We start from the raw sequence: 26,754 nt of genomic DNA, 5'->3' as shown, positions 1-26,754 counted from the left end.
ACCAAAGATGGGCTTCGAGCCGATACCGAGCGATGTGATCGTTCTACCCGCTGGAGACCTTGTCGGCGCGGTGAGCGAGCTCAAAGCGCTGCTCGACGGTAACGGCAGGTAACCACCATAATCAGACATGCTGCGATCAGGGCACGGCCTATCAATTCCCTATTGTTTGTCGCAATCGCTCCAACGCGATCCCCGCTAGGTTCTGCGTCCGTTTGACATAACGCAGACGCAACCGCGCGGGACGGGGCAGGGCGGACCAGTGTTCGAAATAGGGGCGGCAGAGCGGTGGCACGCGCACCTTGCCGTTCGCTTGGGAAATGACGGCCAAGGCATCGCCTAGCAGGATCGCATCGCTGACGCCGCACTCGACCGCCAGGCGGGTCGCAGCAATCAGGGCCAGCCATTCGGCCTCCATCGCTGATCCCGGCCCCAGGTCGCGTTCGACATGCGCCTGTCCGCCAACCACCACCGCATATTCCATCCCGCCGGGGCGACAGCCGCCGTCGAAGAAGACCTTCACACCGCCCCGATGCTGCGCGCGACCGCCTCGGCGGTCTTGATGCCGTCGACCGCCGCCGACAGGATGCCGCCCGCATAGCCCGCGCCTTCGCCCGCCGGGTACAGGCCGTAGGTGTTCAGGCTGTGCCCGTCCTCGCCGCGCGTGAAGCGGACCGGGGACGAGGTGCGCGTCTCGACGCCGGTCATCACCACGTCGGGGTGGTCATATCCGGCGATCTGGCGACCGAAGACCGGGATCGCCTCGCGCATCGCCTCGATCGCGAAGTCGGGCAGGCATTCGGACAGGTCGGTCGGCGTCACGCCGGGGCGATAGGACGGCGTGACCGAGCCCAGGCTGGTCGAGGGCCGCTTGGCCAGGAAGTCGCCGACCCGCTGCGCCGGTGCCTTGTAGTTGGAGCCGCCCGCGACATAGGCGCGCTCCTCCCAATGGCGTTGCAGCGCCAGGCCCGCCAGCGGATCGCCGGGAAAGTCGCGCTCCGGGTCGATCGCCACCACGAAGCCCGAATTGGCGTTGCGTTCGTTGCGCGAATATTGGCTCATGCCGTTGGTCGCGACACGACCCTCTTCCGAGGTGGCGGCGACCACCGTGCCGCCCGGGCACATGCAGAAGCTGTAGACCGTCCGCCCATTCTGGCAGTGGTGCGAGATGTGATATTCGGCCGCGCCCAGGATCGGATGGCCCGCCTGATGCCCAAAGCGCGCCCGGTCGATCCAGCCCTGCGGATGCTCGATACGCACGCCGATCGAAAAGGGTTTGGCCTCGACATACACGCCCGCCGCCTGCAGCATCGCGAAGCTGTCGCGTGCGCTATGGCCGATGGCGAGGACGACATGGTCGGCCTCCAGATAGCCGCCGCCGTTCAGGTGCAGTCCGCGCACCCGGCGCTGGCCCGATCCGTCGGTTTCGACGTCCAGCCCGTCGACGCGGGTGGAGAAGCGGTACTCGCCGCCCAGTTCCTCGATGGTCGCGCGCATGCTCTCGACCATGGTGACCAGGCGGAAGGTGCCGATATGCGGATGCGCCTCGGTCAGGATCTCGGGCGGGGCCCCGGCCTTGACGAACTCGGTCAGCACCTTGCGGTTCAGGTGGCGCGGGTCCTTGATCCGGCTATAGAGCTTGCCGTCCGAAAAGGTGCCCGCCCCGCCTTCGCCATATTGGACGTTGGATTCGGGGTTGAGCACGCTGCGCCGCCACAGGCCCCAGGTGTCCTGCGTGCGCTCGCGCACCACCTTGCCGCGCTCCAGGACGATCGGGCGGTATCCCGCCTGCGCCAGCACCAAGGCGGCGAACAGGCCGCAAGGGCCCGCACCGATGACGACGGGGCGCTTGGCTCCGGCGGGTGGTGCGCTGGGCAGGTGATAGCGGGTGTCTGGCGTCTTCTGGATGTCGCGGTCGCGGCGGAACCGCTCCAGCACGGCGGCCTCGTTCTTCAGGTTCACATCGACCGAATAGACGAGTTGGATGTTGTTCTTGTCGCGCGCGTCATGCCCACGCCGGGCGACGACGAAGCGCACCAGTTCGCGCGGCGTCACCCGCAACCGGCGACAGATGGCGGCGGGCAGGGCCTCGTCCGCATGATGGAGAGGCAGTTTCAATTCACTGAGGCGGATCATCCCGTGCGCCATATAGAATTGCGCGCGCCCCCGCCATCACCCGCTTGGTCCACTTCGAAGCGTTACATCCCCATGGCGCGGGGCAACGGCGGCGCCGGCATTGCGGCCTCCGCCATGATTTCGGTCTGGAGCGTCGGCCAGCGGTCGGCGAACCAGTATTCGCCGCGTTCGGAGCGCAGGATCGGGTCGTCGCGGGTGGCGACATCCTGGGGCGGAATAAGCTGCTGGTCGGGCACGCTGAAAAAGGTGCGCACGATCGGCGTCGTCGGGCAATCGCCTTCGCGGACCACAAGGCCCAGCCGGTTGGAGTGGAGCCGGACCAGCGCACCGAAGGGCTGGATTTCCAGGCTGGCGATGAAGGCGCGCAGGATCTCGGGCGCGAAATGCCCTTCCCATCGCAGCATCTGGGCCAGTGCCTCGTGCGGCGACCAGGCGGGCTTGTACGAGCGGATCGAGGTGACCGCGTCATAGACGTCGCAGACCGCCGAGATGCGGACGAACAGGCTGAGCTCCTCGTCCTTCAGCCCATCGGGATAACCCGCACCGTCCATCCTTTCATGATGGTGGCGGCAGACGTCCAGGATGCGGGGGTCGAGATCGTCATTGTCGAGCAGGATGCCGTGGCCCAGGCCGGGGTGCATGCGAATGCGGACAAGCTCGTCGGAGGTCAGGCGGCCCGGCTTGTCGAGGATGGCCGGCTCGATCTGCATCTTGCCGATGTCGTGGAGCAGCCCCGCCATGCCCGCCACGCGAATATCGGCCTCGCTCATCCCGAGATGGCGCGCCAACCCCATCATCAGCGCACCGACCGCGACCGAGTGGATATAGGTATAGTGGTCCTGGTCCTTCATCCGGGTGACCGCCAGCATCGCGGCGGGGCCGGGGGTGATCGCCAGCGCGATCTCATCGACTGTCGGGGCCAGGTCGTCGAGACGGATCGCGCGACCCAACCGGGCCTGGCCGAACAGGGCCGAGATCGCCTCGGCTGCGCGGCTGGCGGTGTCGGCGGCCCGCTCGGTCTCGGTCTGGGGCTTGCGGCACCGGGGACGGATCATGGTGGCGACAGGCGCAGCCGGAACGGGTGCTTCGTCGGGGAGATCGCGGCTGGCGACCAGCGTCAGGCCACGCCCCTTCGTCAAGTCGATGGTGACATGCGGGACGGTCGCACGGATCTTGTCGCGATCGACGTCACGCACCAGCAGGAAGGATTTTCTCCAAAATGGGTTCTGCAGCCACCCGCAATGCAGCGTGTGGATGTACATGCCCCGCTCCACCTGGGTTCCGGCAATACGGAGAAACCGACCTGGATTAGACCTCTCTATCATAGACTTGGGATAGGACAGGACCCGTAAAATATTGATTGCACGGCGGAAGCCCACCACGGCCCGGCGGCTGCCATAACGCGCTGTAAAACGGCGTTATTGGCCATTTCGGACATAATGGGCGGCGTATTTTATTTTTTGCGGCCGAGCCGTGGCCCGCATTCGTGTCGCGGAACAGCGACCCATCCTTCTTTGACGCCAAGCTGTGAGAGTCATTATCACTTGCATTGACAATGCGATTGTCTCGCAATAGCGGCCGTGGGCGAAGGGGAAGCTTTATGTCACATTCGTTTATCGCCCTGTCGTGCGTCGGGTTCCTGGCCACGGCCCCCGGCACCGCGCTGGCCGAGACCGCGCCGCGCGCCGACAGCACCGCCGCGCGCGGACAGGACGCCACCGGCCAGCGCGACACCGTCGTCGTGACCGGGCAGCGCGCCACCGCCGCGACTCTGGAAAGCCCCAAGGCCACCGCGCCTTTGCTCGACACGCCGCAGACGATCACCGTGGTCAGCGAACAGACCATCCGGAAACAGAATCTCCAGACGCTGCGCGACGTGCTCCAGACGATACCGGGCATCACCTTCGGGGCGGGCGAAGGCGGCGGCGGTTACGGCGATTCGATCAACCTGCGCGGCTATTCGGCGAACAACGACGTCACCATCGACGGCATCCGCGACAGCGCGCAATACAGCCGCACCGACCCGTTCAACCTGCAACAGGTCGAGGTCTATAACGGCGCGAACAGCGTCTTCAACGGATCGGGATCGGTCGGCGGCACGATCAACCTGGTCTCCAAGGTGCCGACGCCCGAGACGCTGACCATCGTGCAGGGCTCGGTGGGCACCGACAATTATTATCGGGGCGCGATCGACAGCAATGTCCGCGTATCGGACCTGGTCGCGGTGCGCCTGAACGGCGCGTACCACCATAACGACGTGCCCGGCCGCGATGTCGAGAAGATGGAGCGCTGGGGCATCGCGCCCTCGGTCACGATCGGCATCGACGGGCCGACCAGCCTGACGCTGGCCTATGTCCATCAGGAAGACCGCAACACACCGGTCTATGGCATTCCGTGGTTCGACAATGGCGTGGTCGACGGCTTCGTACCGGGGGCGAAGCGCGACGCCTATTTCGGCATCGCCAATCTCGACCGGCAGGACAGCACGGTGGATCGCCTGACCGCGACCTTCCGCCATCAGATCGACGAGCATTGGAGCGTGCGCAACCTGACCCGCTGGCAGCAGGTGACGCAGTACAGTGTGACGAGCGCGCCGCAGGGCACTTTCTGCCTCGGCTCGACCGGGTTGCAGCCGATCACCGCGACGCCGGGCGCCAGCGTAGGCGCGGCGTGCCCGGCCAATGTGCCCGCCGGTTTCTACCTTCCCTCGGGGCCGCGCGGGCTGGTGCGCGATCAGCAGAACCAGATGCTGACCAACCAGATCGACCTGCGCCACGAAGCGGGCGCGAAGGGCGGGCTGCACAATGTGCTGAATGTCGGCATGTCGGGGATGATCGAGAATTACCGGCTGACCCAGGGTTCGCTGCTGCGCAACGCCAATGGCAGCGCGGTGTCGCCTTTGCCGCTGATCGCCATCGCCAGCCCGAACACCAACTATACCGGCCCGATCAACAGCACGATCACCGCCCAGTCGCGCAGCGAGACGCACAATCTGGCCGTCTATGCCTTCGACACGCTCGAACTGAACCGCTTCTTCGAGCTGAACGGCGGTGTCCGCTGGGAGTATCAGGAGGCGAATTTCCGCGCCCTGCCGCTCAACATCGTGCCGCCCGGCTCGACCCAGCTGACCGCGCTCCAGACCACGCCGCAGGTCAGCCGCGAAAAGCTGTTCTCGTGGCGCGCGGGCGGTGTCTTCCACCCGGTCGAGGCGGTCAGCCTCTATGCCAGCTATGGCAATGCCAAGACGCCGTCGTCCTCGACCGTTCGGCTTGGCTGTGGCGTGCCGTCGACCGCGACCGCCGCGAACCCGTGCGCCGTGGCCCCGGAAACCGCGAAGAATTACGAGGCGGGGGTCAAGGCCGGGCTGCTCGGTCGCAGGCTGGAGCTGACGGCGGCGGTCTTCCGCAACGAGCGGACCAATTACCGCGTCCCCTCCAACGACCCCGCACTGCCCGCCGGGCTCCAGGTGCTGGACGGACGCAGCCGGGTGGACGGCGTCGCGCTGGGCCTGTCGGGGGCGATCACCCCGGCCTGGACGATCTTCGCCAACTACACCTATCTCGACGGCAAGGTGCTGCAGAGCATCTCCAACCGCGACAAGGCGGCGGGCGTGGTCGATCCGCAGGCGGGCAGCCAGCTGATCCAGACGCCGAAGCATTCGGGCAGCCTGTTCACCACCTACAAGCTGCCCTTCGGCCTGGAGGTCGGATACGGCCTGACCTATCAGGGATCGTTCGCGACCAATGCGCCGGTGTTGCTCAACCGCACCCAGTACCGGGTCGACGATTACCTGATCCACCGGGCGTATCTGGCCTATACCATCGCGCAGCGTTGGACGTTGCAGCTGAACGTCCAGAACTTCACCGACGAGAAATACGCGACGGGCGTGCGCAACAACGTCAATGCGACGACGGGCGTAGTCACCGGCGGCTGGGCGATCCCGGGCGACCGGCGGCAGGCCACGCTGAGCCTGTTCACCAATTTCTGATCGGGTTAGCCTTCGTCGATGCTGATCGTCCTTCCCGATATCCTCGATCCCGCCGGGGTCGCCCAGGTCCGCCGCGTCATCGACGGCGCGCCCTGGGCCGACGGCAATGCCACATCCGGCCCGCAGGCGGCGCTCGCCAAGCGCAACGAGCAAATTCCCGAGGATTCGGGCGCGGCGGTCGAGGCGGGGCGGATGGTGCTGGATGCGCTGGGCCGGTCGCCGCTGTTCGTGGCCGCCGCCCTGCCGCTGAAGGTCTATCCGCCGCTGTTCAACCGCTATGCGGGCGGGCAGGCGTTCGACGTCCATGTCGACAATGCCGTACGGCTGAAGCGGGGCAGCGACTTCCGGATGCGCTCCGACCTGTCGCTGACCCTCTTCCTGGAGGACCCGGACGCCTATGACGGCGGCGAGCTGGTGGTCGAGGATTTGTACGGCGAACAGCGTGTGAAGCTGTCCGCCGGAAGCGCGGTCCTCTATCCCGCCTCCAGCCTGCACCGGGTCGAGCCCGTCACGCGGGGCACCCGAGTCGCCTCCTTCCTGTGGATCCAGTCGATGGTGCGCGACGATGGCGAGCGGCGCATCCTGTTCGACCTGGACCGCGCGGTGCAGCGGGTGGGCGCGGACAAGGGGCAGGGGGATCGCTCGGTGGTCGAGCTGACCGGCGTGTATCATAACCTGCTGCGCCGCTGGGCCGACGCATGACCGTCACGATCATGGCGAAACCGAAGAAGCGCAAATGGCGCAGCTGGTGGTTGAAGCAGTTCCACACCTGGCACTGGATCAGCGCGGCGGTGTCGCTGGTCGGCATGATGCTGTTCGCGATCACCGGGCTGACGCTGAACCATGCCGCCAGCATTTCCGCGAACCCCAGGACGGTGCAGAAGAGCGGCCTGCTCGCGCCCGGCCTGCGTCCCTTGCTGGCCAATCCCAAGGCGAATGATGCGCCCCTGCCGACGCGAGTCGCCGAGGCGGTGGAACGTGCCGTCGATCTCGACCCCGCCGGGCGTCCCGGCGAATGGTCGGACGGCGAGGTCTATGTCGCCATGCCGCGTCCCGGCGGCGATGCCTGGGTCAGCATCGACCGGACGAGCGGCGCGATCACGGCGGAGCGGACCGATCGCGGCTGGGTCTCGTACCTCAACGACCTGCACAAGGGGCGCAATGCGGGTGCCGCCTGGTTCTGGTTCATCGACGCCTTTGCGGTGGCGTGCATCATCTTCACCCTGACCGGGCTGCTGCTGCTTCAGATGCATGCGCGGCACCGTCCCTCGACCTGGCCGCTGGTGGCGGCGGGGTTGCTGATTCCGGCGGCGATCGCCGTCTTCTTCCTGCACTGATGGAGAATATCACGATGCGATCGACCGCTGTTTTCGCGCTGGGCGTGGTGGCGTTGCCGGGGGTGGCGAGCGCCGCGACGGTCAATGTCACCATCCCGAGGCTGAATGTCGCCGAGTATCACAAGCCTTATGTCGCGGTCTGGCTGGAGCCCGCGACCGGCGGTCCGGCGCGCACGCTGGCGGTGTGGTACGACGTCAAGAAGACGGGCGGCGAGCCGGGCACCAAATGGCTGGCCGACCTGCGCGCCTGGTGGCGGAAAGGTGGGCGGAGCATGGCGATGCCCGCCAACGGCGTCAGCGGCGCGACCCGTGCGCCCGGCACCCACGCCATTCCGCTGCCCGCCGACCTGAAGCCCGGCCAGTACGTCCTGAACGTCGAGGCCGCGCGCGAGACAGGCGGTCGCGAGCTGGTGCAGGTGCCGCTGACCGTGCCGAACCCGAACGGGCGCGGGGTGGGCAGCCATGAACTCGGCGCCGTGACCGTTTCGGCACGCTGACAAAAGGGGAGGACCGACATGAAGACCCATCGCCTCAAACTGCTGGCCGCCGCCGCGCTGCTGGCCATTCCCGGCCTCGCCTCGGCGCATCGCATGTGGCTGCTTCCCTCAGGCACGATCTTTTCGGGCACCGATAGCTGGGTGACGGTCGACAGCGCCGTGTCCAACGACCTGTTCTATGCCGACCACCAGCCCGGCCGGATCGAGATGGTGAAGGTCTGGCAGCCCGACGGCACGCCAGGCCGTATCCAGAACGGCGCGACGGGCCGCTATCGCTCGGTGTTCGACGTGCAGCTCGACAAGCCCGGCACCTGGAAGATCGGCAGCGAGATGTCGGGCATCATGGGCAGCTTCAAGGTCGACGGCGTCGAGAAGCGCGTCGGCGGACGCGGCGGCCCGCCGGGCCCCAACGGCGTGCGCCAGCCGCCGCTGACCGTCGCCGATATTCCCGCCAACGCCACCGACGTGACGCTGACCGAGACGAGCGCGCGCAACGAGATCTTCGTGACGGCGGGCGAGCCGACCCGCACCGTCCTGAAACCCACGGGCAAGGGGCTGGAGATCGATCCCGTCACCCACCCGGACGAGCTGGTCGCGGGCGAGGCCGCAAAGTTCCGCTTCCTGGTCGATGGCAAGCCCGCAGCCAATCTGAAGGTCACCATCGTCCCCGGCGGCAAGCGCTACCGCGATGCCGAGGGCGCGAAGGAGGTGACGACCGACGCACAAGGCGTGCTGAGCTATGCCTGGCCGACAGCGGGCATGTACTGGCTGAACGCGACCGCGACGGACGACAAGGCCACCGCGCCGCGCGCGACGCAGCGGCGGATGAGCTACACCACCACGCTGGAAGTGATGACGCCCTGAGCGCGACAGGAGTGCCCATGCGGATCATCCTGCCGCCCCGAATCGACCCAGATGCCGTGGCGTGCGGCGACCCGGCGGCGGTCGTCACGCTGGGTGGCGAGACGATGGGGACCATGTGGCGGGTGCTCTATGCCACCCGCGATGTACCTGCGGCGCAAGGCGTGGGTGCGGCTATTCAGGCGCGGCTGGACGATCTGGTCGCGCAGATGAGCCATTGGGCCCCCTTGTCCGTGCTGTCGCGCTTCAACCGCGCGGCACCGGATAGCTGGACCGCCCTGCCGCCCGATTTCGCGGCGGTGATCGACGCGGGCCTGCGTATCGCGGCGCTGAGCGACGGGGCATTCGACCCGGCGATCGGACAGCTGGTCGACCTGTGGGGACATGGCCCGAAGGGGCCGCAGCCGGTGCCCGACGCGGCGGCGGTCGACCGGGCCCGTCTGGCGAGCGGCTGGCGACGGCTGCGCTGGGATGCGGGGGCGGCGCGGCTGTGGCAGGCGGGGGGCGTCGCGCTCGACCTGTCGGGCATCGCCAAGGGCCATGCCGCCGATGCGGTCGCCGACCAGTTGGCGGCGCTGGGCCATCGCCATTGCCTGGTCGAGGTCGGCGGTGAGCTGGTCGGGCGGGGCATGCGGCCCGATGGCGATCCCTGGTGGGTCGATCTCGAAACCCCGCCGGGTGCCGACCTGGCCCCGATGCGCGTGGCGCTGCACCAGATGGCGGTGGCGGGCAGCGGCACCTATCGCAAGGGTGAGCATGGCCTCGACCCCCGCACCGGCTATCCGCCGACGAACGGGGTGATCGGCGTGCACGTCATCGCGTCGACCGCGATGCTCGCCGATGCGCTGGCGACGGCGGTGGCGGTTTCGTATCCCGACCTGTCGCCGCTGGCGCCGATGCAGGTCGCGGCGCGTATCCTGGTGCGCCGGGGCGATATGGTGGAAGAGGTAATGACGGAGCCGCTCAAGGCGATGCTCGGCTAAAAGACCATTCCTCCCCTGTAGGGGGGAGGAATGGAATCAGATCAGAACCGTCCGCGCAGCGTCACGCGGACATTGCGCGGCGCGCCGGGCATCGTCCACACATCGGCATAGCTGCTGGCGATGTAATAGGTGTCGAACAGGTTATCGAGGTCGAGCCGCACGTCGAAGCGCGGATTGACCGCCCAGGTCGCATCCACCCGCGCCACCGTATAGCCGGGCAGGCGATAGCCGCTGGCGAAGGGATCGCCGTTGCGTGCGCCCACATGCGTCACCCCGCCGCCGATCGTCACCGTGCTCAGCCGCTGATGCAGGTCGAGCGCCGCCAGATGCTTGGGCACGTTGGACAGCATCGTACCGATCAGCGCGGCGTTCTTGTCGTTGCGCACCGTCGCGTCGGTGAAGGTATAGGTGGCGGTGCCGGTCAGGCCGCTGGTCAGGCGCAGGTCGGCCACCGTCTCGACGCCCCGCGAGCGCTGGCGTCCGATCTGCGTCTTTACGAAGACGTCCGTGGCATTGGGGTTCAGCACGTTGCGCTTCGTCATGGTGAACAGCGCCGTCTGACCGGTCAGCGCGCCGCCGAACAGGCTGTACTTCGCACCCAGTTCGGTCGAGCTGCTGCGCTCGGCATCGAAGCTGCTGGTCCCGTCCGAGGGGTTGAGGCGCAGCGACTGGCCCCAGCTGGTGAAGAGCGAAAATTGCGGGCTGGCCGCCCAGGTCAGCGCGGCGCGCGGCGTGATGCCGCGATCGACCGTCTCCAGCACTAGATTGCCGCGCAGATAGTTGGTCATCGTCTCGCGGAAGCTGTTCCAGCGCGCGCCGATCAGCGCGGTGAAGTCGCCGAAGCGGATCAGGTCCTGCGCATAGATGCTCTCGCTGCGGAACGAGTGATGGCGGTCCTGGAACGGCGTCGGCAACGGCAGCGGCTGGCCATAGACGGGATCGAAGGCGTCGATGGTCAGGATCGGTGCGCCCGGCCGCCCGCGCGCCTGGTCCATGCGGAAGTCCATGCCGTGGCGCACCCGGTCTACCCCGACGCGGATGTCGTGCGACAGGCCCAGCCAGTCCGCCTTGGCGGTCAGCTCGACACGCGCGGTCAGGTCCTGCCAGCGGAAATCGTGGAAGCGCCGCGACCGGCCGATCGTCCGGCCATCGGCCTGAACGCCGCGCGCCCCGAAATCGACCTGGGTGGCATAGCCGGTGAGGAAGCCGTCACGGCTCGACAAACCGGCCTCCAACGAGATGCGGTCGTTCAGCGCGGCAAAGACGCTGCCCTGCTGCCACAACATGCGCTGGGTCATGCGGCCATCGGCGGGCTCGCCCAGGAACGTGTCGCGGTCCATCGCGCGCGCATCGCCCTTGATCGCCGCCACGCCGCGATCGAGCGGCGCGCGGTTGCGCATGAACTCGCCCTGATACAGGAAGCGCAGGTCCTGGGTCGGCGTGAACGACAGCGAAGGCGCGATCAGCAGCCGGTCGGTGTGGACATAATCGCGAAAGCTGTCGCCCTCCTCCGCCACGCCGATCAGTCGCGCCGACAGCGTGCTCGTCACCGGGCCGCTGATATCGCCGGTCGCGCGCACCCGGTTCCAGCTGCCATAGCTGAGCGAGGCCTCGCCCTGGCGGGTCGCGGTGGGGGCCTTGGTGACGATGTTGAGCGACCCGCCCGGCTCGCCCAGTCCCGACAGCGCGGCGGCGGCGCCCTTCAGGAATTCGAACCGCTCGACCGTCGCGACATCGACCGGTGCGTTGAAGCCCAGATTGCTGGTGAAGCGGTTGATGAGGATGTCCGGGCCGCTATTCTCGTTTCCGGCAAAGCCGCGGATCGCATATTTGTCCCACAGCCCGCCAAAGTCGTTCTGCCGCGACACGCCGCCCGCCAGGTCGATCGTGTCGTCCAGCCGAGTCGCGCCCACCCGGTCGATCAGCGCGCGGTCGATGACGCGCAGGGACTGCGGATAGCGGGTCGGGGGCGTGTCGGTGCCGGTGATGCTGGCATTGGCATCGCGCAGGCCCGTGACGACGACATCCGCCTGGGTCTGTTCGTCCGGTTGCTCCGCCGGCGCCGCCAGCGTCTGCGCGCCCGCCGTCTGGCCCATCGCCACCCCGGCCAGCAGCATCGCACGCCAGATCATCTTCGCCATTCAGAGCCCCCAATCGATTTCGGCGTGGCCAATATCGATAATGATAATAACTCTCAATCATAAACTGGCATGCTATTGGTGCGGGTGGTGTCACGGCCCTGCCATGTGGTGGCGTCATGGGGGTGGGCTGGAATGCGGGAAGGGTGATCGGAATGACGGTGCTGGGGCGGACGATCGGAGCGGTGGCGGTGCTGGCGGCGGGTCTGCTCGCCGCGCCGGGAGCGATGGCCGAGCCGTTGAAGGTCATGACCTTCAATGTTCGCTATGCCTCGGACGAGGGGGCGGAGCGCTGGGCGGTGCGGCGGCCGGTGATGGTCGAACTGATCCGCCGGGCTGCACCCGATGTGATCGGGACGCAGGAACTGCTCCAGCGCCAGGGTGACGACCTGACCCGCGCGCTGCCCGGCTATCGCTGGTTCGGGCGCGACCGGCGGGGCGGCCACGACAATGAGCATATGGGGATTTTCTATCGTCCCGATCGCCTGACCCTGATCGACCATGGCGACTTCTGGCTGTCCGACACGCCCGAGATCGTCGGCAGCCAGAGCTGGGGCACGGACCTGCCGCGCATGGCGAACTGGGCGGTGTTCGAGACGAAGGAAGCCAAGCCGCACCGCTTCCTGTTCCTCGACACGCATCTGGCGCACCGCGACGAGGATGCCGAAGCGCGCGACAAGGCGGCGGCGCTGATCCTCGCGCGACTGCCTGCGCTGGCGAAGGACCTGCCGGTGGTGGTCGCGGGCGACATGAACGCGCGGCCTGACACGGCGGCCTATCGCCGCCTTGCAGGCGCGCTGACCGATGCCTGGCCCGCCGCCGCGCGGCGCGAAGGGCCGGAGATGACCTTCCACGACTTTACCGGCACGCCCGACCGGCGGATCGACTATCTGTTCCTGCGGGGATTCAAGGCGGAAGCGATCGCGACCGATACCTATCATCGGGGCAAGACCTATCCGTCCGACCATTTCCCGATCCAGGCGGTGGTGTCGTTCAAGGACGAGCGCTGAAATCCCTCCCGTGCCGGAGAGGATCGTTTCCCGATAGCGTTATCATTTGGCCCCTCCTATGATCGCGACATGACCCTTGGCAGCGCGGAATCGTGCGCGTGCCGGGGATAGGAGAGGGATGACATGCGGATGGGGCATTCATGGTCCGGCGCCGGGCGGCGCCTGGGTTTGGCACTGTTGCTGGGCACCGCGGCGGCCTGGCCCGCGATGGCGGAGGCGCGGCCGCGCATCCTGACCCCGATGAGTACCCATGCCGTCCTTCAACGGGACCGCCCGATCGTTGTCGAGGGCACGGGGGATGCGGGCGAGGGCGTCACCGTGACGCTGGGCACCACCAGCGCCACCGCGACCGCCGATGCCAAGGGCCGCTGGCGCGCGACCCTGCCCGCCATGGCGGCGACCGCCGCCCCGCTGACCCTGACCGCCACGGGCAAGGACGGCACGGCCGACACGATGGACGACCTGCTGGTCGGCGATGTCTGGCTATGTTCGGGGCAGTCGAACATGGAATATCCGACCAAGCAGGCGCTGAACGGCGAAGGGCTGGTCGGCGGCGCGGCCAATGACCGCATCCGCCTGCTCGACGTGGCGCATCATGTCGGCCTGTCCGCCGACGAGCCGCTGGAGAAACGCCCCGTCTGGGCCGCCGCCTCACCCGCCAGCGTCGCCAATTTCTCGGCCGCCTGTTACCTGATGGTCAAGGACCTCGCCGCCAAGTCGGGCGTGCCGATGGGCGCGATTGATTCGAGCTGGGGCGGGACCAAGATCCTGCCCTGGATCGCCGCGACCGACGCGCGCAAGCTGCCCGGACTGTCCGCCGATGCCGACCTGCTGGCGCTCTATGCGCGCGACCATGCGGCGGGCCTGCGTGCGTTCGGCGATCGCTGGGGCGACTGGTGGCGCAAGGCCAGCGGCACGAAGCGCGGGCAGGAGCCGTGGAACGCGCCCGATCGCCTGAGCTGGACCCCGGTGCCCAAGTTCGGCCCGTGGGAGGAATGGGGCGTCCCGGCGCTCGCCGATTATAACGGCCTCATCTGGTTCCGGCAGGGTTTCGACCTGTCCACCGCGCCGACCGGCGACGGGGTGATCGAGCTGGCCGGGATCGACGAGCTCGATACGGTCTGGGTCAATGGCGTGGCGGTCGGTGCGACCTTCGGCTGGGGTGACTGGCGGCGCTACACGGTGCCGCGTTCGGCGCTGAGGAAGGGCCGCAACGAGATCGTCGTGGCCTTGGGCGACACCTATGGTCCGGGCGGGATGTTCGGTCCGGCCGATCACATCCAGTTCACCCCTGCGGGCGGCGCGCCGATTCCGCTCGGCACCGGCTGGCGCTACTCGGTCTACAAGGCGGGCGACCAGAGCTATCCGCGCAGCCCGTGGGAGAGCCATGCCGGGCTGGGCACGCTGTACAATGGCATGATCGCGCCGCTGGGGCCGATCGGGCTGAAGGGCGTGGCGTGGTATCAGGGCGAGTCGGATGTGGGGCGCGCCGATTATGGCGACCGTCTCGCATCGCTGATGACCGGATGGCGGCGCCAGTTCGACGACCCGAACCTGCCTTTCCTGATCGTCCAGCTCGCCAATTTCGGCGCGCCGCCGATCAAGATCGACGATAGCGGCTGGGCGGCCTTGCGCGAGACGCAGCGGCTGGCGGTGCTGCGCGATCCTCATGCCGCGCTGGCGACGACGATCGATATCGGCGTGCGCAACGACATCCACCCGGCCGACAAGAACGAACTGGCCAAGCGGCTGGTCTTTGCCGAACAGCATCTGATGGCGGGTGACCGTGCCAATGCCTCCGGGCCGATGATCGCCTCGGCGACGCGGGGCCAAGGTGAGGTGGTGCTGCGCTTCAACGGCGTGCAGGGCGCGCTTCACGCCTGGAGCGCCGCCGCGCCGATCGGGTTCGAGCTGTGCGATGCCATCATCTGCCGTTATGCCAATGCGACGGTGAATGGGGCCGAAGTGCGGCTGGCCGATGCGCGCCCCGGCGATGTGCGTGTCCGCTATGCCTGGGCCGATGCGCCAGTGGTCAATTTCTATGACGAAGCACCGCATCCGGTGGTGCCGTTCGAGATGGTGATTGCGGGGGACTGATCTCTACACCCTCACCCTTCCGGCGCTTCGCGCCTCCCTCCCTCTCCCAATGGGAGAGGGAAGGGGCCCGCCCGCAATAGCGGGTGGGAAGGGTGAGGGTCTTTCAACCAAGCCGGAAAAACTCCACCACCCGACCCGTTCCCTCGATTAGCGCCCTCAAAAGGCGCTTGAAATAAAATGTCATCCGGTTGAAAGATAGCAACGACCCGAGCGGAATCGGGCGAAGCGTTGAGGAGAGAGCATGGCCGTGCCGCCAGAAGGCATTTCGCGCGCCAACCTGGCCCCGTTGCAGTTGCACGTGCCCGAGCCGAAATTCCGGCCTGGCGACGCGGTCGACTTTGCCGGTGTCGAGGTTCCGCCCGCCGGTGCGCAACGCCGCCCGGACACCGCCGCGCCCGCCGACAGCTTCCACGAACTCAGCTATACGCTGATCCGCGTGCTGGATGACGAGGGTCGCGCCGTCGGCCCCTGGGACCCCAAGCTCTCGCCCGATGGCCTGCGCCGGATGCTCCGCCACATGGTGCTGCTCCGCGCCTTCGACGAGCGCATGTTCCGCGCGCAGCGCCAGGGCAAGACCAGCTTCTACATGAAGGCGCTGGGCGAGGAGGCGGTCGCCGTCGCCGCCGCCCATGCGCTGGATTACGAGGATATGTGCTTCCCTTCCTATCGCCAGCAGGGGCTGCTCATCGCGCGCGACTGGTCGCTGGTCGACATGATGAACCAGATCTATTCCAACAGCGCGGATCGGCTGGGCGGCAAGCAGCTGCCCATCATGTACTCGGCGAAGGAAGCGGGGTTCTTCTCGATCTCGGGCAACCTCACGACGCAATATCCGCAAGCCGTCGGCTGGGCGATGGCCTCGGCCGCCAAGGGCGACACCCGCATTGCGGCGGTGTGGTGCGGGGAAGGCTCGACGGCGGAGGGTGACTTCCACTCGGCCTGCACCTTCGCCGCCGTCTACCGCGCGCCGGTGGTGATGAACGTCGTCAACAACCAGTGGGCGATCTCCAGCTTCTCCGGCTTCGCGGGCGCGGAGGCGACGACCTTTGCCGCGCGTGCGATCGGCTATGGCATTGCGGGGCTTCGGGTCGACGGCAATGACGCGCTGGCCGTCTATGCCGCCACGCAGTGGGCGGCCGAGCGGGCGCGCACCAACCAGGGCGCGACGCTGATCGAGCATTTCACCTATCGCACCGAAGGCCACTCGACCTCCGACGATCCGACGCAATATCGCTCGGCAGGAGAGCCGACGGCCTGGCCGCTGGGCGATCCGATCCGGCGGTTGAAGGACCATCTGATCACACTGGGCGAATGGGACGAGGATGCCCATGCCACGCAGGACCGGGAAGTCGCCGAACAGGTCCGCGCCGCGCAGAAGGAGGCCGAGGCGAACGGTATCCTGGGCCACGGCCTGCACCAGCCGCTCGACAGCATGTTCGACGGCGTCTTCGAGGAAATGCCATGGCATCTGCGCGAGCAGCGTCAGCAGATGCTCGACGAGGAACAGGCGAGCGGACGGCCATGGGCACGGAAATGATGGGGGTTTTGCACCACCCCGGCGAAGGCCGGGGTCCAGTCGCCACGTCCTTGCGGTCGCAGGCTGTCGGGCGCCTCCCATCGTCTCGTAACTGGACCCCGGCCTTCGCCGGGGTGGAAGATAATCGATGAGCGATCTTAACACCGAAACCGCGCCCGAAGCGGGCGAAACCACCCGCATGAACATGATCCAGGCGATCAACTCCGCCATGGACGTGGTCATGGCGCGCGACCCGGATGTGGTCGTGATGGGCGAGGATGTCGGCTATTTCGGCGGCGTCTTCCGCGCGACCGCTGGCCTGCAGAAGAAATACGGCAAGACGCGCGTGTTCGACACGCCGATCACCGAATGCGGCATCATCGGCGTCGCGGTCGGCATGGGTGCGTATGGCCTGCGCCCCGTCCCCGAGATTCAGTTCGCAGACTATATCTATCCCGCGCTCGATCAGCTCGTGTCGGAGGCGGCGCGGCTGCGCTACCGTTCGGCGGGAGAGTTCACCGCGCCAATCACGGTGCGCTCGCCGTTCGGCGGCGGCATCTTCGGCGGCCAGACGCACAGCCAGTCGCCGGAGGGCATCTTCACCCATGTCTCCGGCATCAAGACGGTTATCCCGGCGACCCCGTACGACGCCAAGGGCCTGTTGATCGCCGCCATCGAGGACAACGACCCCGTCCTCTTTTTCGAACCCAAGCGTATCTATAACGGCCCGTTCAACGGCCATTGGGATCGCCCGGCCGAGAACTGGTCGAAGCATCCCGGCGGCGAGGTGCCGACCGGATATTACAAGATTCCGCTGGGCAAGGCGGCGACGGTCCGTGCGGGCGAGGCGGTGACGATCCTGTGCTACGGCACGATGGTCCATGTCGTGGCCGCCGTCGTCGCCGATATGGGCGTCGATGCCGAGATCATCGACCTGCGCACGCTGATCCCCCTCGATATCGAGGCGATCGAGGAATCGGTCAGGAAGACCGGTCGCTGCATGATCGTGCACGAGGCGACCCGGACGGCGGGCTTCGGCGCGGAGCTGTCCGCGCTGGTCCAGGAACGCTGTTTCTATCACCTCGAAGCGCCGATCGCGCGCGTGACCGGCTTCGACACGCCCTATCCCCACAGCCTGGAATGGGCCTATTTCCCTGGGCCGGTCCGTATCGGCCAGGCACTCAAGACCTTGTTGAAGGACGCCTGACATGGCTCGTTTCACCTTCCGCCTGCCCGATATCGCCGAAGGCATCTCCGAGGCCGAGATCGTCGCGTGGCACGTCAAGCTCGGCGACCGGGTCGAGGAGGACCAGTCGGTTGCCGACATGATGACCGACAAGGCGACGGTCGAGATGGAGTCGCCGGTGTCGGGCACGATCGTCGAGCTGGCGGGCGAGGTCGGCGACCAGGTGCCGATCGGCGCAGCGCTGATGGTGATCGAGACGGATGCGGTGGAAGAGGCCGTGTCACCCGCCGCGCAGGAAGCGGTACTCGAAGCCGAGAATCCCGGCGTTGAAGAAGCGCAAACTCCCTCTCCCCCTGTGGGAGAGGGGCGGGGTGAGGGGGAGCCGCAAGCGACGTCCCCCGTGGTCACCCCTCACCCCGACCCTCTCCCACAAGGGGAGAGGGAGCAGGAGAAGAAGGTTCTGGCCTCGCCCGCCGTCCGTGCGCGGGCGCAGGATCTGGGTGTCGATCTCGCCAGCGTGAAGCCTGCCGAGGGCGACCGCGTCCGTCACTCGGACCTCGACGCGTTCCTGCGTTATGGCTCGAGCCAGGGCTATACGCCTGCCCGTTCCCCCCGAGCCGACGAGCAGGTCCGCGTCATCGGCATGCGCCGCCGCATCGCCGAGAACATGGCCGCCTCCAAGCGGGCCATCCCGCACTTCACCTATGTCGAGGAAATCGACGTCACCGCGCTGGAGGAAACGCGCGCGCAACTGAATGCGGGGCGAGGCCATCGGCCCAAGCTGACGCTGCTGCCGCTGATGATCGTCGCCATCTGCAAGACGCTGCCCGACTTCCCGATGCTCAACGCACGCTATGACGACGAAGCGGGCGTGGTGAACCGTTCGGGCGCGGTGCATATGGGCATGGCAACGCAGACCCCGGCGGGGCTGATGGTGCCGGTGATCCGCAACGCCGAAAGCCGCAATGTCTGGCAGCTCGCCACCGAGATCGGCCGCCTGGCCGAAGCCGCCCGCGCGGGCAGCATCGCCGGCGGTGACATGGGCGGCGGCACGATCACCATCACCTCGCTCGGGCCGCTCGGTGGGATCGCGACCACGCCGGTGATCAACCGGCCCGAGGTCGCGATCATCGGGCCCAACCGTATCGTCGAGCGGCCGGTGTTCCGTTCGGACGGGCGCGGCGGCGAGACGATCGCACGGGCCAAGCTGATGAACCTGTCGATCAGCTGCGATCACCGGGTCGTCGATGGCTATGATGCGGCAAGCTATGTCCAGGCGTTGAAGCACTTGCTCGAGACGCCGGTGATGCTGTTCGCGGATTGAGGGATTCCCTTGGCCTTCGACTTCGCTCAGGCTGAACGGAGCGGGGCCCAAGATCCCGACAGCCGCTCACGCTGAGCGACGTCGAAGCGCACGCGTGAACCTATCCCTCACCCGCGCGTCCTGAACTCGAAGCAGGAGGATGCCATGCGCGGGATGTTGGCCGGATCGCTGGAAATGACGTCGGACGGGACGGTGCGTGGCATGGTCGGCGGCGACGTCATCGTCGCCTCTGGTGTCCATGCGACGATCAAGGGCATGGTCGCGGGCGACGTCATCGTCGAGCGCGGCGCGTCGGTGCGGATCACCGGCATGGTGTCGGGCCGGGTCGTCAATCTGGGCGGTGTGGTCGAGGTGAAGGGCATGGTCGCAGGCTGACGCGCGGCTTGCCATCGGCGCCCGGAGCGTCGACAGGGGCGGCATGACGACCGCTCGACCTGACGCCCGACATGCGCGCACCGGCCTGTTGCTGGGCATCGGCGCCTATGTCAGCTGGGGCGTATTGCCGCTCTATCTGAAGCTGTTGACGGGCGTGCCCGCGCTCCAGGTGCTGGCGCATCGCATCCTGTGGTCGCTCCTGCTGCTCGCGGTCGTCGTGCTGGTCATGCGACGCGGCAGGGCCATCGCGGTGGCGGCGCGTGGGCGAACCCTGTTGCTGCTATGCGCCAGTGCGGCGCTGATCGCGGTCAACTGGCTGATCTATATCTGGTCGGTCCAGAACAACCATGTGCTGGAAGCCAGCCTGGGCTATTTCATCAATCCGCTGGTCAACGTGATCCTGGGCGTCACGCTGCTGGGCGAGCGGATCCGGCGGGGGCAGGCGATCGCGGTCGGTATCGCGGGCGTCGGCGTGGCGGTGCTGGCGGTCAGCGGCGGCGGGGCGATCGGCATTTCGCTCGCGCTGGCGCTGTCGTTCGGCTTCTACGGTTTCGTGCGCAAGATCGCCGCGATCGACGCGCTGGGCGGGCTGACGGTCGAGACGCTGCTGCTCGCGGGGCCTGCGCTGTTCGTGCTGTTCCAGGCGAGCGGTAACGGCACGGCGGCGTTCGGGGTGGATCGGCATCTCGACATGCTGCTGATCCTGGCGGGCGCGGTGACGGCGGCGCCGCTGCTGATGTTCGCGGCGGCGGCCCGGCGGATGCGCTATGCGACGCTGGGCCTGCTGCAATATATCGCGCCGACCCTGCAATTCGCGCAGGCCGTGCTGCTGTTCGGCGAACCGTTGAAGCCGGTTCACATCGTCACCTTCGCGCTGATCTGGGTCGGGTGTGCGCTCTATGCCTTCGACAGCATAAGAGGAAGCCGGGCACAGGTCGCGACCGACTAACGCCGCGCGCTTTGCAGTTTCGCGACCGCGCGGCGCAGGACCCCGCGCGGCGCGATCCGCGTGCTGACGGCGGTCAGCCGGTTGAGCAGCCCCGATACCATCACCGCCTGTCCCCGCTCCAGCGCGGCCAGGCCATCGCGCACCACCTGTTCGGAGGTCCCGGCGAATCGCTCGAACAACGGCGTCTCGGCCATGCCCGCGACATCGGCGAACTCGGTTCTGGTCGGTCCGGGACACAGGGCGGTCACGGTCACGCCGCGCGCCTTCACCTCCTCGTGCAGCGCCTCCGAAAAGTGGAGCACGAACGCCTTGCTGGCATAATAGACCGCCATATACGGCCCCGGTTGAAAGGCGGCGGTCGATGCGACGTTCAGGACATGCCCTCGTCCGCGTGCCAGCATTGGCGGCAGCAGCGCATGGGTCAGCGTCACCAGCGCGCGGACGTTCAGGTCGATCATCCCCGTCTGCGTCGCCAGATCGCTCTCGGCAAAATCGCCCAGCGCGCCAAATCCGGCATTGTTGATCAGCGTGTCGACCGCAAACCCCTGGTCGCGCACTCCGTCGATCAGCGTCTTCACCCCCTCGGGCTGGCCCAGATCGGCGGGAACGACATGCACCTCGACGCCCGGCCGTTGCTCCAGCTCGCGGGCGAGTGCGGCCAGGCGGTCGGTCCGCCGCGCGGTCAGGATCAGCGTCACCGGTTTCTTGGCGAGCGCCCGGGCGAAATCGGCGCCCAGCCCGGCCGATGCGCCGGTGATCAATATGGTGTCGGGCATGGCCGCCTCCTGTCCGCGACGGGCCGCTATCCGTTCAGCCAGCCGCCGGTGAATCCTGCCCGTTGCAATCCCCGCCGCAGATGCGGGTTCCGTCGCATCGTCTTCCAGATCAGCCCGGTGCGGTGATTCTCGATCATCGCGACGATCGGTCCCTGGTCGATGCCCAGATAATCCTTGTCGACCCAGCCGATCCCGGCGACGATCTCGCCATGCTTCAACGGCTCGGCGGCGTTGGTCAGCGTCGGATTGAACGCATCGAGAAAGCCGTATTTGCCATAGATGCCCGCGCCGTAGCGATCGTGCATCGCCTTGACCGCGGGCATGACGATATCGGGGGCAAAGGCGATCGAGGCGGCGGCGGCGGTGGGGGCAAGCGTCCCGTCATCGCGTTCGCCCGGCCCGCGCGCCGAATAGCTGAAGAACTCACGCGGCACGCCGTCGATTTGCTGCGTGAAATCGCCGGGTCCGTCACAGGCGGTCAGTCCCCACACCTCCGCGCCATATCCCGCCCAGCGACCCGGATTGGCCATCGCATAGCGTTGCTGCGCATAGGTGGCGCGACGGCTGTTCTCGAAATAATCGATGCCCTTGGTCGCCATGTAATCGTCGCGAATGCCTTTGAAGTCGACCCAGACATGGCTGTACTGGTGGCCGAACAGCGGCGCGAATTGCAGATGCGGCTCGCCCCAGCGATCGCCCCAGCTCGGCTCGAACCGCCGGGTCCAGGATTGCCATGTGCCCTGGGGCAGCGGATGGGTGGGGGAGCCCAGCGCCAGCAGATAGAGCAGCATCCCCTCGTTATAGCTGTCCCAGTCGGACTTGATGAACCCGCTTTCGGGATGCCACCCCATCGACACGAACGGCGCGCGCGGGGTGATCCAGGTCCAGTCGACCGCGCCATAGACCTGGTCGACCAGCGCACGGATACGAACCTCGTCCGGGTGATCGCCGTCGAACCAGCTCTGCGCGAACAGCATGCCGCCCAGCAACAGCGCGGTGTCGATGGTCGACAGTTCGCACCGGGCGAAACGCTGCCCCTTGGTCACGCCCAGGAAGTGATAGAAGAAGCCCTTATAGCCGCTGAAGCCCGTCTCCCCCGGCCCCTGCGGCGCATCGGCGAAGAATGTCAGCGTGGTCAGCGTCCGCGCGCGCGCTTCCTCACGGGTGATCCAGCCATTGACGACACCGACCGGATAGGCGGTCAGCGCGAAACCGACCGCCGCGATCGAGGCGAAGGACGGGGTCGGCCAGCGATCGGGGGCCAGCCCGGTATCGGCGTCGGTCGTCTCCCAGAAAAAGCGGAAACTCCGCTCCTGAAGGTCGCGGATCAGATCGGGTTGAACCTGGGGTATGATGCGGGGGGCCGCGATCCGGCCGTGCGGCGGCCCGGCACATCCCGTCATCAGTGCGGCCAGGCTGAGCCCGCCCAGATTCAGGACCCGACGACGGTCGTACATCTTCTCTCCTTGCGTCCTTGCGCACCGGGCGGGCTTTCGATCCCGTCCCTGGTTTGGTCGCCAAGGGTAGCCGCAACGCCCCCCAGTGGGGAAGAGCAGGGCGGTAGGGGACTATTGCGACTGAGAAGTCGGAAAAGCGCAGCGATAACAGATGGATATCGGCGAAAAGCCGCCCCGCTGCGGCTCGGCGATTCTGGGGCCCGGGACAAATATATGTAACCGGTTACACGATCCGCCGCGATATGACGCGAATCACCACGCTTGGCACGGTGCCGATTCGGCGGTGGCGTTGATGGAAGGCGCGGATGGGAGGAATGGGGCGGCCCGCCTCCGGGCCGCCCGGCATCCTCTCCCGACACGGAACGATAGCCCGTACCCGATGTCATGCCCCGTCCTGTGTCCGGTCGGTGATTATGACATGGCAGCCGCTTACAGTGTCGCACGGGGGAGACTCAAGCATCCGTTCCTAGGGCCGCACGCTTGTTGGCGGCCTGTGTCTTTCGAGCAACGGGTATGGCGGCTGGTCAGCCGCCGCATAGCCGGTCTAAGAAGGCGGCATGACAGTGGAAATACATCACGACGGTCCGGTTGCGATCATGACGCTACGGAATCCCCCGAATAATCATCTGGGTACGGGAACCATTTCGATTCTGGCGGATGCGTTCGACGATGCCGATGCCGATCCTGCGGTACGTGCGATCCTGCTTCGGTCCGAAGGTCGGGTGTTCTGCGCAGGGGCCGATCTGGTCCATGCCAATCCGGTCGCCGATCCGTTGCCGCCGGGCGCCCGCAGTCCCTTCTACATGGCGGCGGCACGTCTATTCGGCGTGCAGACCCCGGTGGTCGTGGCGGTACAGGGTGCGGCGGTGGGGGCTGGCCTGGGGCTGGCGCTCGTTGCCGACTTTCGCATCGCGACGCCCGAGGCGCGCTTCGTGGCAAACTTCGTGCAGCTCGGGCTGCATCCCGGTTTCGGCATTTCGGCCGTGCTGGAGCGGGTGATCGGGCGTCAGCGCGCCGCGTTGATGCTGCTGACCGGACGGCGCATCCGGGGCGAAGAGGCGGAGCGCTGGGGGCTGGTCGACCAGCTGGTGTCGGCCGACGCGCTGGAGGCGACCGCGCTGTCCCTGGCGCAGGAAATCGCAGGCGCCGCGCCGCTGGCCGTGGCCGCCACCCGCCGGACGTTGCGCGGCGACCTGCGTGCGCTGGTCGAGGCGGCGACCGATCACGAACTGGCCGAACAGGCGGTGTTGATGCGGACCGAGGATTTCGCCGAAGGAGTCCGCGCGGTGACCGAACGGCGGCCCGGCCGGTTCGTGGGGCGGTAGGGGACGGCCGGAACGCTCGCTGGATGTGAGTGAAGCCTGCATCGGTGGGGTAAGGCGGCGCTATCCTCGGGGTGACGTTGACCCTTGGCCTTCGACTTCGCTCAGGCCGAACGGAGGGTGGGAAAGGGTGCTTAACCTGCGCGCCTTGCGCTGAATTCCCCGATCCGTCGGACGCTATCGACACTGGCGCCTAACTCCGTTCGGCCTGAGCGAAGTCGAAGGCCACGCCTCACCCGTGCGGCTAGGGGCCGCCTTCCTCAGCGGCGACACTCTGCCGCCAGCTCAGGCCCGCGCAGAATTCGCCCTCATTTCTCGCGGGCGGCCAACTCGGCCTGCCGCGCCGGGAGTGCCGCCAGGATCGCGCGGCGTTCTTCGGCGGGCTTGCTGCTCCAGTTCGAAATCTCGCGGATCGTGCGGGCGCAGCCCAGGCACCAGCCGGTGGCCTTGTCCATCGTGCAGACAAGGACGCACGGGCTGGCGAGGCTGGCCGGTTGCGGTTCGACGAAGCTGATGATGTCGAGCGACATGACGGGCGTCAGATGCCGAACGAGACTTTCAGGAAGTCCGGGATCGGGCCGTTCCAGCCGCCGTCATCGGGCAGTTCGTCGGACTGGCCACGACGACGATCGCGACCGCGGTCCCGATTCTGGTCACGGCCGTGTTCGCGACGCGGTTCGTCGGCTCGCGGCGGGCGCGGCTCCGCGAAGCGGGACGGCTCGCGGCGAGCCTCCTCGCGACGGGGTTCTTCGCTCCGGGTTTCTTCGCGACGCGCACGGGGTGCGCGGGTGCGGGGTGCTTCCTCGACCTCTTCGACCGGGGTCGGCGTCGTCTCGACCTCGGCTTCGGCCGCGCGTGGAGTGCGGTCGCGGCGCGTGCGGCGGGCGGGGCGTTCCTCTTCGGCCGGGGCGGGCAATTCGAGGCGGTCGATCTTCTGGCCGGTCAGCTTCTCGATATTCTCGAGATTCTCGGCATCATCGGGGGTGACGAAGGTATAGGCGATGCCCGTCGCGCCGCCACGGCCGGTACGGCCGATGCGGTGGACATAATCGTCCGGGTGCCAGGGCGCGTCGAAGTTGAACACATGGCTGACGCCCTTGATGTCCAGCCCGCGTGCCGCGACGTCCGAGGCGACCAGGATGTTGATGTCGCCGCGCTTGAACAGCTCCAGCTCGGCCAGGCGCTGCGGCTGTTCCATGTCGCCATGGATCTCGCCCGAGCGGAAGCCGTGTTGCTTGAGCGACTTGTTGAGCTCGCGCACCGTCGTCTTGCGGTTGCAGAAGATGATCGCGTTGCGAACCTCCTCCAGCGCCAACAACTGGCGCAGCCGCTTGCGCTTCTCGAACGACTGGGGCGCCACCGGCACCACGAACTGGGCGATGTTGATGTTGGTCGAGGCGGGACGCGCGACCTCGATCGTCTTGGGGTTCTGCAGGAACTTGTCGGCCAGCTTCTTGATCGGCGGCGGCATGGTCGCGGAAAACAGCAGGGTCTGGCGCTGCGTCGGCAGCTTGGTGCAAATTTCCTCGATATCGGGGATGAACCCCATGTCGAGCATCCGGTCCGCCTCGTCGATGACGAGCAGCGAGCAGCCGGTCAGCAGGATGTTGCCGCGCTGGAACAGGTCCATCAACCGGCCCGGCGTGGCGATCAGCACGTCTACGCCCTTTTCCAGTGCCTTGATCTGGTCGCCCATCGAGACGCCACCGATCAGCAGCGCCATGGAGAGCTTTTGACCCGCGCCGTACTTCTCGAAATTCTCGGCGACCTGCGCGGCCAGTTCGCGCGTCGGCTCCAGGATCAGGCTGCGTGGCATCCGTGCGCGGCTGCGGCCATGCGCCAGGACGTCGATCATCGGCAGCACGAAGGCAGCGGTCTTGCCCGTGCCCGTCTGGGCGATACCGATGATGTCGCGCATCATCAGCACGGAAGGAATGGCGGAGGCCTGAATCGGCGTCGGCTCGGTATAGCCGGCGTCGTTGACCGCCTTGAGAAGTTCGTCGGAGAGGCCGAGATCGGCAAAGCTCATGCAATTTTCCGGAATTTGGTGCGGAATGGGAATCGCCCCGCACGCGCCCAGCAACCTATGCCGCTTGCGGATTTGGCGGCGAATGTCAAGTTTTCCACATATGGAAGAGGTAGCGGGCAGGGCCGTTTCAGGCCGTGTCACCTGTTTGCGCCCCTCCCGCAGGCGGGAGGGGCGGGGGGGAGTCTCACCGAGGGCATCGCTCGTGGCTTTTCCCTCCCCCATCCCCTCCTGCTTGCGGGAGGGTCGTGCTTGCGAACAGGTCGAGATGCTCTTGAAACATCGGCTGCACTGTCAGCGGGCGGGGACCAGCGACCGGAACCGTTCGATCTCACAGGTGCGGCCCGCGCGCGTGCGGATCGGGTCACGTTGGGCGCAGATCTGTCCGTCCGGGCCGGGGCGGATATAGAAGCTGGAATAATAGTCGATCTGCCGACACGCCCGGGCCAGCCGGGCGCGGACCCGCTTGCCGCCGGCCAGCACGATATCGACCGCGCCCTCCTCGGCGGGCAGCGCGCCCGCCAGTTGCTGCGCCGGGATGCAGCGCGGCCCTTTGCGTTCGCGCCAGCGCGTCGGCGCGGGCAGCGGCACGGAGCGGGGAACGCGGATCACGACATGCTCGCGCACGATGACCTGGGTATGGCGAACCATCGGAATCGGATCCGCCGCGCCCAGCAGGGCGGGCGACGTCAGCGTCATCAGGGCGATGGCGGCAAGGTTTCGATGGCGGCGCAGCATGTCAGCGGGTTCCCATCATAGGGGCGATGATTGAACGCTTT

23 protein-coding genes are annotated in these 26,754 nt (G+C 67.3%); 14 read left to right on the top strand and 9 right to left on the bottom strand.

Annotation, left to right across the window (positions count from 1 at the left end):
- Positions 1-151: 151 nt before the first annotated feature.
- The 3 genes from U1703_RS17050 to U1703_RS17040 all read right to left on the bottom strand — a co-directional run bounded on the left by U1703_RS17050 (position 152) and on the right by U1703_RS17040 (position 3,458).
- A complete protein-coding gene (locus U1703_RS17050) occupies positions 152-520 on the bottom strand; it encodes a reverse transcriptase-like protein (protein ID WP_332786665.1) in 369 nt (122 codons plus the stop codon).
- Positions 517-2,133, bottom strand: a complete 1,617-nt coding sequence (locus U1703_RS17045) for an NAD(P)/FAD-dependent oxidoreductase (protein WP_332786664.1) — start codon at positions 2,131-2,133, stop codon at positions 517-519. Before U1703_RS17045 ends, U1703_RS17050 begins: the two co-directional genes overlap by 4 nt.
- 62 nt (positions 2,134-2,195) lie before the next feature.
- Positions 2,196-3,458, bottom strand: a complete 1,263-nt coding sequence (locus U1703_RS17040) for a cyclic di-GMP phosphodiesterase (protein WP_332786663.1) — start codon at positions 3,456-3,458, stop codon at positions 2,196-2,198.
- Between the two features lie 275 nt (positions 3,459-3,733).
- Between U1703_RS17040 and U1703_RS17035 the strand changes: the two genes are divergently transcribed.
- The 6 genes from U1703_RS17035 to U1703_RS17010 are packed head-to-tail and all read left to right on the top strand — an operon-like array spanning position 3,734 to position 9,799.
- Positions 3,734-6,121, top strand: coding sequence for a TonB-dependent receptor (locus U1703_RS17035; RefSeq protein ID WP_332786662.1), 2,388 nt, complete (start codon positions 3,734-3,736; stop codon positions 6,119-6,121).
- A gap of 18 nt (positions 6,122-6,139) precedes the next feature.
- Positions 6,140-6,823: a Fe2+-dependent dioxygenase gene (locus U1703_RS17030; RefSeq protein ID WP_332786661.1), complete on the top strand. Its 684-nt coding sequence runs from the start codon at positions 6,140-6,142 to the stop codon at positions 6,821-6,823.
- Positions 6,820-7,458 carry a PepSY-associated TM helix domain-containing protein gene (locus U1703_RS17025; RefSeq protein ID WP_332786660.1) on the top strand — a complete coding sequence of 213 codons (639 nt, stop codon included), beginning with the start codon at positions 6,820-6,822 and terminating at the stop codon, positions 7,456-7,458. The genes U1703_RS17030 and U1703_RS17025 overlap by 4 nt, the downstream gene beginning before the upstream one ends.
- A gap of 14 nt (positions 7,459-7,472) precedes the next feature.
- Positions 7,473-7,955, top strand: a complete 483-nt coding sequence (locus tag U1703_RS17020) for a DUF2271 domain-containing protein (protein ID WP_332786659.1) — start codon at positions 7,473-7,475, stop codon at positions 7,953-7,955.
- 18 nt (positions 7,956-7,973) lie between these two features.
- Complete coding sequence (locus U1703_RS17015; RefSeq protein WP_332786658.1) at positions 7,974-8,819, top strand: DUF4198 domain-containing protein; 846 nt, start codon at positions 7,974-7,976, stop codon at positions 8,817-8,819.
- 17 nt (positions 8,820-8,836) lie between these two features.
- Positions 8,837-9,799: an FAD:protein FMN transferase gene (locus tag U1703_RS17010; protein WP_332786657.1), complete on the top strand. Its 963-nt coding sequence runs from the start codon at positions 8,837-8,839 to the stop codon at positions 9,797-9,799.
- 41 nt (positions 9,800-9,840) lie between these two features.
- On the opposite strand, the gene U1703_RS17005 is transcribed toward U1703_RS17010, so the two are convergent.
- Positions 9,841-11,940, bottom strand: coding sequence for a TonB-dependent siderophore receptor (locus U1703_RS17005; protein WP_332786656.1), 2,100 nt, complete (start codon positions 11,938-11,940; stop codon positions 9,841-9,843).
- A 152-nt stretch (positions 11,941-12,092) separates the two neighbouring features.
- On the opposite strand from U1703_RS17005, the gene U1703_RS17000 reads away from it, so the two are divergent.
- The 7 genes from U1703_RS17000 (at position 12,093) to rarD (ending at position 20,394) form a co-directional block, all read left to right on the top strand.
- Complete coding sequence (locus U1703_RS17000) at positions 12,093-12,947, top strand: endonuclease/exonuclease/phosphatase family protein (protein ID WP_332786655.1); 855 nt, start codon at positions 12,093-12,095, stop codon at positions 12,945-12,947.
- Positions 12,948-13,070: 123 nt separating this feature from the next.
- On the top strand, positions 13,071-15,044 hold the full coding sequence (locus U1703_RS16995) for a sialate O-acetylesterase (protein ID WP_332786654.1): 1,974 nt from the start codon (positions 13,071-13,073) through the stop codon (positions 15,042-15,044).
- 241 nt (positions 15,045-15,285) lie between these two features.
- Positions 15,286-16,581 (top strand): 3-methyl-2-oxobutanoate dehydrogenase (2-methylpropanoyl-transferring) subunit alpha, encoded by a 1,296-nt coding sequence (locus tag U1703_RS16990; RefSeq protein WP_332786653.1) that lies wholly within the window; start codon positions 15,286-15,288, stop codon positions 16,579-16,581.
- A 178-nt stretch (positions 16,582-16,759) separates the two neighbouring features.
- Positions 16,760-17,767: an alpha-ketoacid dehydrogenase subunit beta gene (locus U1703_RS16985; RefSeq protein WP_332786667.1), complete on the top strand. Its 1,008-nt coding sequence runs from the start codon at positions 16,760-16,762 to the stop codon at positions 17,765-17,767.
- A 1-nt stretch (position 17,768) separates the two neighbouring features.
- Positions 17,769-19,070 (top strand): dihydrolipoamide acetyltransferase family protein, encoded by a 1,302-nt coding sequence (locus U1703_RS16980; protein ID WP_332786652.1) that lies wholly within the window; start codon positions 17,769-17,771, stop codon positions 19,068-19,070.
- A gap of 144 nt (positions 19,071-19,214) precedes the next feature.
- The gene (locus tag U1703_RS16975; protein WP_332786651.1) at positions 19,215-19,445 is read left to right on the top strand and encodes a hypothetical protein; all 231 of its coding nucleotides are present in this window, start codon (positions 19,215-19,217) and stop codon (positions 19,443-19,445) included.
- A 43-nt stretch (positions 19,446-19,488) separates the two neighbouring features.
- Positions 19,489-20,394, top strand: coding sequence for an EamA family transporter RarD (gene rarD / locus U1703_RS16970; protein ID WP_332786650.1), 906 nt, complete (start codon positions 19,489-19,491; stop codon positions 20,392-20,394).
- On the opposite strand, the gene U1703_RS16965 is transcribed toward rarD, so the two are convergent.
- Together U1703_RS16965 and U1703_RS16960 are read right to left on the bottom strand one after the other, a co-directional pair.
- Complete coding sequence (locus U1703_RS16965) at positions 20,391-21,170, bottom strand: SDR family NAD(P)-dependent oxidoreductase (RefSeq protein WP_332786649.1); 780 nt, start codon at positions 21,168-21,170, stop codon at positions 20,391-20,393. The genes rarD and U1703_RS16965 overlap by 4 nt on opposite strands.
- Positions 21,171-21,196: 26 nt before the next feature.
- Complete coding sequence (locus U1703_RS16960; RefSeq protein WP_332786648.1) at positions 21,197-22,627, bottom strand: glucoamylase family protein; 1,431 nt, start codon at positions 22,625-22,627, stop codon at positions 21,197-21,199.
- A 557-nt stretch (positions 22,628-23,184) separates the two neighbouring features.
- Here U1703_RS16960 and U1703_RS16955 point away from each other — a divergent pair.
- Complete coding sequence (locus U1703_RS16955) at positions 23,185-23,952, top strand: enoyl-CoA hydratase/isomerase family protein (RefSeq protein ID WP_332786647.1); 768 nt, start codon at positions 23,185-23,187, stop codon at positions 23,950-23,952.
- A 305-nt stretch (positions 23,953-24,257) separates the two neighbouring features.
- Here the strand turns inward: U1703_RS16955 and U1703_RS16950 are convergent, their stop codons facing one another.
- From U1703_RS16950 to U1703_RS16940, 3 genes are all read right to left on the bottom strand, one after another.
- Positions 24,258-24,479, bottom strand: a complete 222-nt coding sequence (locus U1703_RS16950) for a DUF1289 domain-containing protein (protein ID WP_332786646.1) — start codon at positions 24,477-24,479, stop codon at positions 24,258-24,260.
- Between the two features lie 8 nt (positions 24,480-24,487).
- Entirely contained in the window at positions 24,488-25,978 is a 1,491-nt protein-coding gene (locus tag U1703_RS16945; protein WP_332786645.1) for a DEAD/DEAH box helicase, read from the bottom strand.
- Positions 25,979-26,269: 291 nt separating this feature from the next.
- On the bottom strand, positions 26,270-26,713 hold the full coding sequence (locus U1703_RS16940) for a hypothetical protein (RefSeq protein ID WP_332786644.1): 444 nt from the start codon (positions 26,711-26,713) through the stop codon (positions 26,270-26,272).
- Between the last annotated feature and the right edge of the window lie 41 nt (positions 26,714-26,754).

The sequence above is a fragment of the Sphingomonas flavida genome (assembly GCF_036663655.1).
Lineage (GTDB): Bacteria > Pseudomonadota > Alphaproteobacteria > Sphingomonadales > Sphingomonadaceae > Sphingomonas.
Note: the sequence above shows the minus strand (reverse complement) of the source record. Positions and strands in the feature narration are given on the sequence as shown.